The sequence below is a fragment of the Candidatus Enterococcus moelleringii genome, assembly GCF_017377575.1.
GTDB classification, from domain to species: domain Bacteria; phylum Bacillota; class Bacilli; order Lactobacillales; family Enterococcaceae; genus Enterococcus_A; species Enterococcus_A moelleringii.
The window spans coordinates 19,820-32,574 of the sequence record NZ_JAFREM010000004.1; the positions used below are offsets into that span (position 1 = coordinate 19,820).

At 41.2% G+C, this 12,755-nt stretch carries 12 protein-coding genes; 3 read left to right on the forward strand and 9 right to left on the reverse strand.

Annotated features, from left to right (window positions below):
* Positions 1-12 precede the first annotated feature (12 nt).
* The gene (locus JZO70_RS01915) at positions 13-1,845 is read right to left on the reverse strand and encodes a beta-glucoside-specific PTS transporter subunit IIABC (RefSeq protein ID WP_207671850.1); all 1,833 of its coding nucleotides are present in this window, start codon (positions 1,843-1,845) and stop codon (positions 13-15) included.
* Between the two features lie 419 nt (positions 1,846-2,264).
* On the opposite strand from JZO70_RS01915, the gene JZO70_RS01920 reads away from it, so the two are divergent.
* Complete coding sequence (locus JZO70_RS01920; protein ID WP_207671851.1) at positions 2,265-2,735, forward strand: VOC family protein; 471 nt, start codon at positions 2,265-2,267, stop codon at positions 2,733-2,735.
* Between the two features lie 70 nt (positions 2,736-2,805).
* Here JZO70_RS01920 and sufB read toward each other — a convergent pair whose 3' ends face one another.
* The 5 genes from sufB to sufC are packed head-to-tail and all read right to left on the reverse strand — an operon-like array spanning position 2,806 to position 7,967.
* Positions 2,806-4,200 carry a Fe-S cluster assembly protein SufB gene (gene sufB, locus JZO70_RS01925; RefSeq protein ID WP_207671852.1) on the reverse strand — a complete coding sequence of 465 codons (1,395 nt, stop codon included), beginning with the start codon at positions 4,198-4,200 and terminating at the stop codon, positions 2,806-2,808.
* A gap of 11 nt (positions 4,201-4,211) precedes the next feature.
* Complete coding sequence (gene sufU, locus JZO70_RS01930) at positions 4,212-4,685, reverse strand: Fe-S cluster assembly sulfur transfer protein SufU (RefSeq protein WP_207671853.1); 474 nt, start codon at positions 4,683-4,685, stop codon at positions 4,212-4,214.
* Positions 4,672-5,907, reverse strand: coding sequence for a cysteine desulfurase (locus tag JZO70_RS01935; protein ID WP_207671854.1), 1,236 nt, complete (start codon positions 5,905-5,907; stop codon positions 4,672-4,674). Before JZO70_RS01935 ends, sufU begins: the two co-directional genes overlap by 14 nt.
* Positions 5,907-7,184 carry a Fe-S cluster assembly protein SufD gene (gene sufD / locus JZO70_RS01940; RefSeq protein WP_207671855.1) on the reverse strand — a complete coding sequence of 426 codons (1,278 nt, stop codon included), beginning with the start codon at positions 7,182-7,184 and terminating at the stop codon, positions 5,907-5,909. The genes JZO70_RS01935 and sufD overlap by 1 nt, the downstream gene beginning before the upstream one ends.
* A gap of 12 nt (positions 7,185-7,196) precedes the next feature.
* Positions 7,197-7,967, reverse strand: a complete 771-nt coding sequence (sufC, locus tag JZO70_RS01945; RefSeq protein WP_207671856.1) for a Fe-S cluster assembly ATPase SufC — start codon at positions 7,965-7,967, stop codon at positions 7,197-7,199.
* A gap of 533 nt (positions 7,968-8,500) precedes the next feature.
* Between sufC and JZO70_RS01950 the strand changes: the two genes are divergently transcribed.
* Entirely contained in the window at positions 8,501-8,884 is a 384-nt protein-coding gene (locus JZO70_RS01950) for a hypothetical protein (protein WP_207671857.1), read from the forward strand.
* Positions 8,885-8,939: 55 nt separating this feature from the next.
* A complete protein-coding gene (locus JZO70_RS01955; protein ID WP_207671858.1) occupies positions 8,940-9,482 on the forward strand; it encodes a DUF2922 domain-containing protein in 543 nt (180 codons plus the stop codon).
* Positions 9,483-9,610: 128 nt separating this feature from the next.
* Here the strand turns inward: JZO70_RS01955 and JZO70_RS01960 are convergent, their stop codons facing one another.
* From JZO70_RS01960 to JZO70_RS01970, 3 genes are all read right to left on the reverse strand, one after another.
* Entirely contained in the window at positions 9,611-10,381 is a 771-nt protein-coding gene (locus JZO70_RS01960) for a DeoR/GlpR family DNA-binding transcription regulator (protein WP_207671859.1), read from the reverse strand.
* Between the two features lie 103 nt (positions 10,382-10,484).
* Positions 10,485-11,345, reverse strand: a complete 861-nt coding sequence (locus tag JZO70_RS01965) for a ketose-bisphosphate aldolase (protein ID WP_207671860.1) — start codon at positions 11,343-11,345, stop codon at positions 10,485-10,487.
* On the reverse strand, positions 11,345-12,754 hold the full coding sequence (locus tag JZO70_RS01970) for a PTS fructose transporter subunit IIC (protein ID WP_207671861.1): 1,410 nt from the start codon (positions 12,752-12,754) through the stop codon (positions 11,345-11,347). The genes JZO70_RS01965 and JZO70_RS01970 overlap by 1 nt, the downstream gene beginning before the upstream one ends.
* Position 12,755: the final 1 nt, after the last annotated feature.

Below are 12,755 nucleotides of genomic sequence, written 5' to 3' on the forward strand. Positions count from 1 at the left end.
AAAATTCACTCCTTAATTAATGACCATAATTGGTTCGTTCTCAACTGTGTTTCCAGTTGTTTCATCGATTGTCTCGAAGTTTTCACTGTTAGTTACGACTAAAATTACCGTATCATCGTAGCCAGCCTCTTTGATTTGCTTAAAGTCTGCTTCGATTAATTTTTGACCGACAGAAACTTGATCGCCTTCTTTTACAAAAACTTCAAAAGGCTTCCCTTTAAGATTAACAGTGTCGATCCCAATATGAACTAAAATTTCGATTCCTTCTTTTGAACGTAAACCAATCGCATGCTTAGATTCTAACACAGTAATCACTTCACCGTTAATTGGTGAATAAATCGTATCATCTTCAGGCGTAATAGCGACCCCTTTTCCTAATAGCTCTTTTGAAAAAATAGCGTCATTTACTTCTGAAATGGGATAAACAGTTCCCTTTACCGGGCTTTCAATCTTAATTGCTGCATTGCCTGGTTCCTGACCTAACGAATCCTCTTCATCGATGACATCCTCAAAGCCGATTAGGTAGGCAATAATAAACGTTCCAAAAAAGGCAATCAGACAAGTAATAATTGCGTGGACAATATTCATTGGATTCTCTCCGATAAAAGCAGGTAAGGCTGCTAAACCTGGAGAAACAAAGGCATATCTTACCAGTCCGCTCAGTCCCGCATATAATCCGGCAATTGCGCCACCGATCATGGATGCAACCAAGGGTCTTTTTAGTTTCAGTGTTACCCCATAAAGTGAAGGTTCAGTGATACCCATTAAGGCCGTAATCCCTGTAGAAACAGCTAGCTGCTTCAATTGTTTATTCTTCGTTTTAAAGGCTACAGCAAGGGTTGCTCCAGATTGAGCGATATTGGAAGCCAGCATTCCGGGACCGTTGATCATTTCTGAACCGGTGCTGCTTAATTGCATCGTTGCAATCGGCGTCATCGCCCAAGCTGTTCCAGTTACAACAAGGAAAGGCTGCAATCCACCCATTAAAAATGGAATCAACCAAGCCGCTTTCCCATTGATCCATTCAGCCCCCATCGCTACTAAATCATTTAATAAAGTTCCAAATGGTCCAATAACTACTAAAGCCAAAGGTCCCATAATCAGAAAGACTAACATTGGTTTTGTGAAAAACTTGATAAAAGATGGCGAAATACGATCAGCAAATGGCTCTACATATGACATAATCCATACCGTGAAAATAATCGGCAGAACCGAACCTGCATAATCGGCTGCTAATACAGGAATTCCCAAGAAAGAAACCGGATCGCCTGACGAAAATAACTGCGAAATGTTTGGATGAAGTAAAATTCCCGCAACTGTAATCGCCAGAATCGGGCTAACTTCAAACTTGATTGCCGCTCCATAGGCTAACAGAACCGGCATGAAATAGAAGGCAGCATCTGCAATGGTATTCAAAATAATATATGTTTGACTACTGTCTGAAAGTACACCAGTAAGCGTTAATACCGCCAAGATTGCCTTAACCATCCCCGCACCGGTAATCGCCGGAATCATTGGGGTGAAAGTCGTAGAAATGACACTTACTAATCTCGAAATAATCCCTTCTTGGTTTTCAGCTGGTTTCTGTTTTCTTACTGAATCACCTAATTCTTTTTGTATTTCTTTAAAAGCGGCTTGAACTTCATTTCCAATAACTACTTGATATTGTCCACCGCTATCTACGACACTAATTACCCCAGCCGTCTTTTCTAGTGCTTTTGTATCTGCTTTTTTCTTATCTCTTAATTCAAAACGTAACCTCGTAGCACAATGAGTTAAGCTGACTACATTTTCTTTCCCACCAACAAGTGCTAATACTTTTGTTCCTACTTCACGATAGTTCATCCTATTCTCTCCTTTTTAAAAAATAAAAAAGACCAAGCCAAACCATCCCCAAATAAAATTGGAAATTAGTTTGTCTTGGTCTTGCCTGCATAATCAGTAACATGCCAATAACGTTATTTTGCTGTGACTGAATAATAGCATATAATGATAGCGCAATCAATAGGGTAAATGAAAAAATTTAAAGTGAGGTTTAGAAAAATGGTCCAGGTCATTCATTAGGCAGCTATGTATTTATTGGAATGAGGACTCTTCTCTTCTATTCTAAAGCGAACTCTCAACTTTCAAAGCAAGAGCCAAATACCTATACAGATAATTGAAAATTATTCACCCATTCCATCTGTAAATATTTTGACCAATTCCCACATTTTGTCTGATATACTCTGTTTAAGCAGAAGTTTAGCAGACGAGGAGGAATGATCATGCAGTATAAAGGGACATTAATCGCAGTAACTGATATCGAAAAATCGAAGCAATTTTACAGTGAATTATTTGGGTTAAAAATCATTATGGATGCCGGAGCAAATGTCCAAATGTCTGAGGGTATTTTTTTACAGACCATTGATACTTGGCCAGACTTTATCAATCGAAAAAAAGCTGATATTGTCTTAGAAAATAATGCGGTAGAATTATACTTTGAAACTGACGATATCGACAGCTTCATCAAAAAATTAGCAGAGTATAGTGACGTCACCTATCTTCATCCGGTCATAGAACACAGCTGGGGGCAGCGTGCAGTGAGATTCTATGATTTAGATCATCACATCATCGAAGTAGCCGAAAATATTGTGATGGTTGCAAAAAGATTTATCCATTCAGGTCTTTCTGTCGAACAAACAGCAGAGCGCATGGGGGTTGATGTTGAGGTTACTAAAGCAGCATTAAACCAATAAATGGATGTTTTACTGTAAAGAAAAAAGCCTTAAAACGCTGATTTATCAACGTTTTAAGGCTTTTGTACTCTTAACCGACAGACCCCTCCATCTCGAATTGGATCAGGCGATTCAACTCGACTGCATATTCCATCGGCAGTTCTTTCGTAAATGGTTCAACAAAGCCCATTACGATCATTTCAGTTGCTTCTTGTTCGGTGATTCCGCGACTCATCAAGTAATACAATTGTTCTTCAGAAATCTTAGAAACCTTCGCTTCGTGTTCCAAAGAAACATTGCCGTTCATGATTTCATTGTAAGGAATCGTATCGGAACGAGAAATATCATCCATGATGATGGTGTCACACTCGATATGACTGAAGGAGCCTTCGCTATCACGAGTGAAACGAACTGTTCCCCGATAGTCAACCGCGCCGCCATCTTTAGCAATCGATTTAGACACAATTGTGCTAGAAGTATTCGGTGCATTATGAATCATTCGAGCACCGTTATCTAGTACGATATTTTTTCCGGCTACCGCAATCGAAAGCATCGTTCCGCGAGCGCCTTTACCGTTCATGTAGACACTTGGGTATTTCATCGTTACTTTAGAACCTAAGTTGCCATCTACCCATTCCATGGTAGCATTTTCTAGAGCTTGGCCACGTTTGGTTTCCAAGCTGTAGACATTGTTAGACCAGTTTTGGATAGTAGTGTAACGGCAATAGCCGTCTTTTTTAACAAATACTTCCACCACCGCAGCATGCAAGCTGTCTGATGAATAAGTCGGAGCCGTACAGCCTTCAACATAGTTGATGCTGGCACCTTCGTCTACGATAATCAATGTCCGTTCAAACTGACCAGTGTTGGCCGCATTGATTCGGAAGTAAGATTGAATTGGAATATCGGTTTGAACCCCTTTTGGTACATAGATAAAGGTTCCACCTGACCAAGCTGCTGAGTTAAGAGCCGCTAATTTGTTGTCTGTAGGCGGCACTAATGTAGCAAAATATTCCTTAAACAGTTCAGGATATTCTTTCAAAGCCGAATCGGTATCGGTAAAGACGATGCCTAATTTTTCAAACTCATCCTTCATGTTGTGATAAACAACTTCGGATTCGTACTGAGCAGAAGCTCCGGCCAAGTAAGCCCGTTCTGCTTCAGGGATTCCCAAGCGTTCAAAGGTTGTTTTGATTTCATCTGGCACATCTTCCCAGTCACGAGCTGGTTTGTTGCTGGATTTGATATAGTAATTGATTTTGTCGAAATCCAATTCACTTAGATCAGGACCGTATTCCGGCATGTCTAATTTGTAAAAAGTTTCCAAGGACTTCAAGCGGAAGTCTAACATCCACTCGGGTTCTCCTTTAACGCGGGAGATTGCGCGAATGACTTCTTCTGATAAGCCTTCACCAGTAGTAAAGACCGGTTCAACATCATCGTGGAAGCCAAATTGATATTCTTCTTGCATTTCAGGTACGCTCATAGTTCCCGCTCCTATTCTTTATGAAATTGACCCGCTACCGCTTTCCCATCATCGTCCGTCAACGCTCGGCCTAAAGCTTTCCAAGCTAAGGTTGAACATTTGATGCGGGCTGGGAATTTCGCTACGCCGCTAAGCATCGCTGCTTCTCCTAAGGCATCGGTGTCTTCATCAGACAACTGATTGCCTTGAACCATTTGGGCAAAGCTGACAGCTAGGTGTTCTGCTTCTTCAACTGTTTTGCCAATCACGGCATCCGTCATCATGGATGCACTGGCAGTACTGATGGAACAACCGCTGCCGGAAAAGGCAATGTCATTGATGATGCCGTCTTTAACCGACAGCTCCAACTCAATAACATCCCCACAGGTAGGGTTGTTCATTTCGATTGTACGAGTAGATTCATTCAGCTTGCCAAAATGATGCGGGCGAGAAGAATGATCCAAAATTACTTGACGATACAAATTGTCTAATCTAGATAGCGCCATCTTTGAAAAACTCCTTTGTAGCTTCCAGAGCAAAAATTAAGCGATCAGCATCTTCTTTTGTATTATAAAAGTAAAAGCTGGCCCGGGCAGTTGCCGGTAAATGCAAATATTTCATCAATGGTTGGGCACAGTGGTGACCTGCCCGCACAGCAACGCCTTCCATATCAAGAGCGGTTGCCGCATCATGAGGATGTACTTTGTCCAAATTGAAGGCCAATACTCCCGTATGATTTTGCGGATCTTGCGGACCATAAACCGTTAGTCCTTCAATGGCTTGTAGTTTTGGCAAGACATAGGCAACTAATTCCTGCTCATGCTGATGGATTGCATCCATTCCGATAGCATTCAAATAGTCAATCGCTGCACCTAAAGCAATCGCGCCGGCGATATTCGGTGTGCCTGCTTCAAACTTCCAAGGCAATTCTTTCCATGTGCTGTCATACAAATTGACAAAATCGATCATTTCGCCGCCGAACTCCACTGGTTCCATTTGCTCTAAAAGCGGTCTTTTGCCATATAATACACCAATTCCGGTCGGTCCGCACATCTTATGGCCACTAAAAGCAAAGAAATCACAATCTAACGCTTGAACATCAACCTTCATATGCGGAGTGGACTGAGCACCATCAACGATCATAACCGCTTGATTGGCATGAGCCAGATCAGCCAGATCTTTAATTGGATTGATTACACCCAACACATTCGATACATGAGCAATCGAAACAATCGCTGTTTTTTCGTTGATGATCTGCTTAGCCTCTTCCATGTCCAAAAATCCTTCTTCGGTCATAGAAATATAGCGCAGCTTTGCACCTTTGCGATCAGCTAATTGCTGCCAAGGAATAATGTTGGAATGATGCTCCATGAAGGAGATGACAATTTCGTCGCCTTCTTGAACATTGGCATCTCCATAACTGCGAGCCAGCCAGTTTAAACCGGTAGTGGTTCCCCGAGTAAACAAAACCTCTGCTGTCTCTTTGGCATTGATGAAGGCTCGGACTTTTTCCCGGGCACCTTCATATTTTTCCGTTGCTCGTTCCGCTAGCGTATGCACGCCGCGGTGAACATTAGCATTGTCATTTTCATAATAATACTTCAACGCATCCAGCACCTGTTTAGGCTTTTGAGTGGTCGCCGCATTATCAAGATAAACTAACGGTTCGTCATTAACCTCTTGAAATAAAATGGGAAAGTCTTCCCGTACCTTCGAAAAATCCAGCATTATTTTTTCAACTTCCCTTCGATCGTTGCGATCAGTTGGTCTTGGGCAGCTTTGACTGGGATAGCTGTTAACACTGGGCCTAAGAATCCGCGAATTACTAAACGTTCCGCTTCATCCTTGTTCAGACCGCGACTCATTAAATAGAACAAGTCATCAGGATCTACTCGGCCAACACTAGCAGCATGTCCGGCAGTCACTTCGTTTTCTTCAATTAATAAAATTGGGTTGGCATCACCGCGAGATTTTGTCGAAAGCATCAAGACACGGCTTTCTTGTTGGGCATCGGCTCCTTTAGCACCACGTAAAATGTGACCAATCCCATTAAAGGTCAAGGTAGATTTCTCTAAAATAACACCATGCTGCAGGATATGACCAATCGTATGTGAGGCCATATTGGTTACGCGGGTATCAATTCCTTGGATTTGTTTACCGGTACTAATAGCGACAATCTTCACTTCAGAATGAGCGCCGTCACCGATCAGATCAGAATCAAAATCAGCAATAATATTGCCGTCATTCATAATCCCAATTGCCCAATCGATCATTGAGTCTCGCATCAAGTAGCCACGACGATTCATGTAAGTTGCGATGTTATTGCCTAGCGTATCGATGGCTGAGAACTTAATCCGAGCACCTGGCTTAGCAATCACTTCTACTACGATGTTACCAGCTAATTTCTTGGCTTCAGCTCCATGAGATTCAAAACGTTCCAAATAAGAAAATTCACTATTTTCTTCTGCGACGATCAATACGTGTTTAAAGAAATGGGCATCGCTGTTGCCGTTATGGATAAATAAAGATTCCAAGGCTTCTTCGATTACCACATTTTTCGGCACGTATAGAAAGACACCATTGTTCATAAAGGCTGCATGCAAAGCCGTCAAAGAGTTTTCATCCATTGGTACAGCTTTTTGCATGTAGTATTCTTTGACCAATTCAGGGTGTTCTTTCATAGCAGTCATCAAATCAGTGAAAATAACGCCTTTCTCAGTTAATTCAGGAGAAATTTGTTCAAAGACTGTATCATCGCCAGCTTGTACTACCATCGGATTGTCAGCCATTTGATCAAAGTTGGGAACAGTTCCCGCTTCTAATTGACGCTCCGGTTTTACATTATATAAATGCCAACGGGCAAATTTTACTTTTTCAATCACCGGCAACGGCAATTGCTCAATCTTTTCTAAGGCAGAAACCCTTAGGTCGGTCATCCATTGAGGTTCTTCCCATGAAGCAGAGTATGCCTTCACAGCGTCAAGATAATCCATCCAGTTTGTCATTTATCTTGCCTCCTACACTTCTTCTTTGTAATCAATACCTAATTCAGCTGAAATTCCAGCGTAGCCTTCAGATTCAAGACGCTTAGCCAATTCAGAATCACCAGATAAAACAACCTGTCCATCCATCATGATATGCACAAAATCTGGCACGATGTAGTTTAATAGACGTTGGTAATGAGTGATGATCAGTGCGCCAAATTTGTCGCCCCGCATCGCGTTGATTCCTTTTGATACAACCTTCAATGCATCGATATCCAAACCTGAGTCAATTTCATCTAAAATCGCAAAAGTAGGTTCGATCATCAATAATTGAAGAATTTCGTTACGCTTCTTCTCACCACCAGAAAAGCCTTCGTTTAAGTAACGTTCAGCCATTTCTTCCGGCATGTTCAACAATTCCATTTTTGCATCTAATTTCTTCAAGAAAGTCATGACAGAAATTTTGTCGTCTTCGGCACGGCCAGCATTCATAGCAGCCCGCATAAATTCCGCATTACTGATGCCAGGAATTTCACTTGGGTATTGCATTGCTAGGAACAGCCCTAAACGAGCACGTTCGTCGACTTCTAAATCTAATACATTGGTTCCGTCAAACAAGATTTCGCCTTGAGTAACTTCGTAATTGGGGTTCCCCATAATAGCAGCAGAAAGGGTTGATTTACCAGTTCCGTTTGGTCCCATGATGGCGTGGATTTCTCCCGTTTTCATGGTTAAGTTAACACCTTTTAAAATCTCTTTATCTTCAATGGATACATGCAAATCTTTAATCTCTAAAACAGACATGAATTTCCCTCCAAATTATTTATTCGTTCTCACCTATTTTAGACTAATTGAGAATGTAATTCAAACGAAATCGGCAATTTTATAAAATAAAACGAGCTTTTGTTTAGAATTATTCTCGATTCACTCTGTACTAGCTCAAAAAGCCGTTCACTCCTACTAACTCGGACGGAACTTCGGGCTCATTCAAGAAACTTTCCAGCTGCTTAATCCTAAAAATTATCCTATCTTAAGAATTCCTTAATAATTGGCTTAATAAGCATTTCCCTTGATTTATCAAGGTTTTGAGCACTTTTCAGTCATTTTTATTCAAAAAAGACCACAAAGATTTCACCTGCGACTTAGACAACTTTTTTGACTGCAAAAAAAGAAGAATCCAATCATATCAAGCTTTCATTGAAAACCAAGGTGCACAAGTCGGGGGTAACCTTTCTAAGTCGCATGTGGACTTTTTTCTGGAATTTGTTTATCTTTTAGGCACCAGCTGGAATACATCCGTTACAGAAAATAAAAATGAAAAAAAGGAGCAGATTCATATGCCAAAACAACCATTCACTCCGCAGCAGATTTTCAACCTCAAACTCGAAACACTCAAACAACGTATTTCGGATTTTTACCAAGAAACGCAAGACAGCACGATGACGCTAAAACTAATACTGAGCTTAAGAGTACGTTACCAATTAGGAGCAGAAGAATTCGCCTTAGTATTAAAAGACCTGGTTCGCCAATTATTTTTACACACCAAGGCTACTCGCACCATGAAACGCTATTTTTATTATTTTGCAGAGTATTTCGAAGATGTGGAATGGGCGAAGCTTGGAGTAAAGCTGTTTCCGGTTAGAAAATTTGTTGAAAAGGCCAAGTCTGTGCTTGGTGCACAAATTGCTAGATTCCTGCCAGCAAAAGCCGCCGTCCCTTGAGTCAAAACTTCATCGTCTGTCACTCATAGAATAATTATTGAAAGGAGCCTTTGAGATGATCAGTCTAGTAGGAACTTTCCTGAATAGTGCAGGAAAAAAACACACGCTGAACATTAAGAACCCAGACACCGAAAAAAGTCCAGAAGAAATCAAAGAAGCTTTTGAGCTGTTAAGCAGCTTAGATATTTTTGAAAAAGACGGCATTGACCTGTTTCAAGAAGTCGTCTCGGCAAAATACGTTGAAACGATTGAAACACCGCTTTTTATGGAGGATGAATTTTTCGGAGAGCCCAATAAACCAATTAGTTTGAATCAATCAACTTTGCTTTTGGCTTGGCAAGAGCCTTCGACTGATTTAGCAAATGAAGAAGTGCTGGCAAATTGTCCAGCCCAAGTTGCTTTGCCAGTTGCTAAACAACAAACAGCATTAATCGAAAAAGACACAAAAGAATTGAAACCTGAATTACCGTCGGAGCCAACATCGCTTGATACACCAAGAAAGCCTCCGAACACGATCAAAAAATTATTCAGTCGAAGATTTAGAAAAAAACCGATCCCACAGCAGCAGAAGAATTCGCCAGATCCGCCGATCCCTTAAAGTTAGGGTTACGTTCTTTGATAATCGAATACCGTTTCACATTAGGTTTCCATTCTGGCACTGTCCGGAAAGTGCTGATGCTTTTCTTCTAATGTAAAACAAAAGAACCAGGCACGAAACCTGATTCTTCAGTACAAACATTTTATGTGATGCTGCTTCAGTTTTTCCATTTTTTCTAGCGACAACGGTTGATCCGTTACCACATAGTCGATTTCGTGACAGGCAATAGCTTGATACATGTACTTATGATCCAGTTTGTCTGATGTTGCTAAAACTACCAGCTGATTGCTCTGTCTGCGGAAGGCTTTTTTCATCAACGCTTCACCTTCATGAGTTTCAGTCACACCATGTTCGAAATCCAACCCGCGACAGCCGATAAAAGCCAAATCAGCGTTATAGGTCAAGATGTCGTTGTAAGCTTTTGAACCATTAATCGTAGCCCGCCTGGGTACAATCGAACCGCCAAGTATAGACACGTGAGCTGAAGTAAACTCACTAAGCATTGCTGCGGTAATAACACCATTTGTGATAATCTGAAGACCATCAAACTTGCCTAAATTTTGCACCAAATGCAAGCACGTCGTACTGGAATCGATAAAAATCACCATATCATCTTTGATTAAGGTTTCCGCAACATTGGCAATGTATTGCTTGTTGTCCTCTTCATTGAGCTGTGTCACCTTCATCAAATAAGGCACGTCGATTTTCTTGTTGTCAACAATCATCGCGCCTCCACGGGTTCGGCGGATTAGTCCACTTTTTTCCAGCATGATTAAATCTCTTTTGACCGTCGCTTCACTGTAATTAACCAAATCAATTAAGTCAGCAACTCTGGCAAATTTATGCACTTTGAGATAGTTAACAATCTGCTGCTGACGATCTTCAACAACGCTTAGCATAAAACATTTCCCCTTTGTTTGACATTCAGTTTCATTCTAGTCTTAAAAGAAAAAGAAAGACAATCCCTTATCGAAATCTAAAGGATTGCCCTGAGTTTATTAATTAATACAAATCAGCTTTGCCCACAGTTTGGAGAACGTTCATTTTATGTCTTACCACTTCTTTGACTTTTTCATTAGCTCCTGGGAAAACCTCATTTGGTTCCAGCATATCAGGATTTGCACTTAATATTTCCCGCAAAGCATCAAAGAAAACACTCTTCAAGTCAGAGCTTAAATTCACCTTGGCAACACCATATTTTACAGCTTCACTGACTTCACTATCAGGATTGCCTGAACCACCGTGAAGTACAAACGGAATATCAATGCGCTGGTTTAATTCTTTCAGCAATTCAATATTTAATTTCGGTGTCATGTTTTTAGGATAAAGACCATGAGCTGTTCCGATCGCTACCGCTAATGTGTCAATCCCAGTTTCTTTTACAAAAGTTTCTGCTTGATCAGGATCTGTATAAATAATATTTGCTGATCCACCTTCTGCTGAGCCGTTGTTGCCGATGGTTCCAAGCTCTGCCTCCACTGAAACATTGACATTGTGAGCCAATTCAACCACTTGTTTCGTGATAGCCATATTATCCTCGTACGATTGAGCGGATGCATCGATCATTACCGAAGTATAACCATTGCGGATTGCTCGCATCACATCTTTGACTGTTCCACCATGATCCATATGAATCACAACTGGAACTTTACTATTGTGAGCATAGGCCCGGGCTGATTCGACAAACTCATCATTTAAATAAGCAATTTCGTCTGGATGAATTTCTAAAATGACAGGAGCATTTTGAGCTTCTGCTTCCTCCATGATCGCTTTCATCATGTCGTAGCTGCAAATATTAAACGCCGGCACCGCAAACTTATTTTCCTTAGCAACTTTCAATAAATCCTTCATCGTATACAACATTATACTTCCACCTCATTAGTTAGTTTTTCTTGCGTTGGTTCTTCTGTTAAAACAACAGGTTTTTTTAGCAATCCGACTGATACTGCTGTAACCACTGTTCCAGCAACTAGTGCGAATAAATACATTGGTAAATTATTCATTACATTAGGAATCAACATCACCCAGATACCGCCATGGGGAGCCATTGATGTAACCCCAGCTGCCATGGAAATTCCGGCTGCTGTAGCTGAACCCAACATAAGACTCGGAATTACCCGGAACGGATCAGCAACCGCGAAAGGAATGGCTCCTTCAGTGATATAAGATGCTCCTAAAATCCAACATGACTGACCAGAAGTTCGTTCTTCTTTAGTAAACTTGTTCTTAAACAAGATGGTTGCCAAAGCTAAACCTAATGGTGGTGTCATACCAGCCGCCATACAAGCCGCGATTGGTGCATTAACACCTGCTGACATTAAACCGATAGAAAAAGTCGAGATTGATTTATTAATTGGTCCGCCCATATCAGCTGCCATCATGACGCCAATCAAAAGACCGAACAATAGCCCTGAAGTATTACCTAATCCATTCAACCAAGCAGTTAACGCATCTAATACCCAAGCAATTGGCTGATCAATTAAGAAAACCATTGCTAGACCAACGACTAATATAGAAACTAACGGAACAACGATCAGCTGATAAATAGCAGCCAGCTGTTTTTTGACAGAAATTTTATTTGCCAAGAAGTTAGTAATATACCCAGCTAACAGCCCGCCAATCATACCACCTAAGAAACCTGATCCACCGTTAGCAGCTAATAACCCTGCCACGATACCGGGAGCAAATCCTGGTTTTCCGGCGATCGAACTAGCAATCCCTGCACCTAATGCTGGAACCATCATGGCAAAGGCTGTACCGCCACCGATGGTCGAGAGTGCACCTGCCAGCACATTATAGTCAGCCGATTCAGGATCAGAAGCTGTAATCCCAAACGCAAAACTTAATGCAATGATGATCCCTCCTGCAATAACAAACGGCAGCATGTAATTTACACCATTCATAAAATGATTGTAAATGCCGGATTTTTGTTGATTCGATTCGCCTTGCTCTGAAGTTGAAACCTGCATCGTGCCTTCATTGTTTAGCGCTTCTTCGATCACTTTTTCTGGTTCTTTGATGGCACGTCCAGTTGAAACCCGTTTGACCTTCCGTCCAGCGAAACGAGACAAATCAATATCCTTATCAACGGCTATAATAATGGCATCTGCTGCAGCGATTTCCTCTGAAGTCAATTCGTTTTCAACTTTGGCTCCTTGTGTTTCAAATTTTGCTTGATGTCCTAAATTAGTTGCTGTGACCTCCAATTTTTCAGCCGACATATATGTATGGGCTATACCGGTGGGACAAGCAGTGATTCCTACAATTTTCATG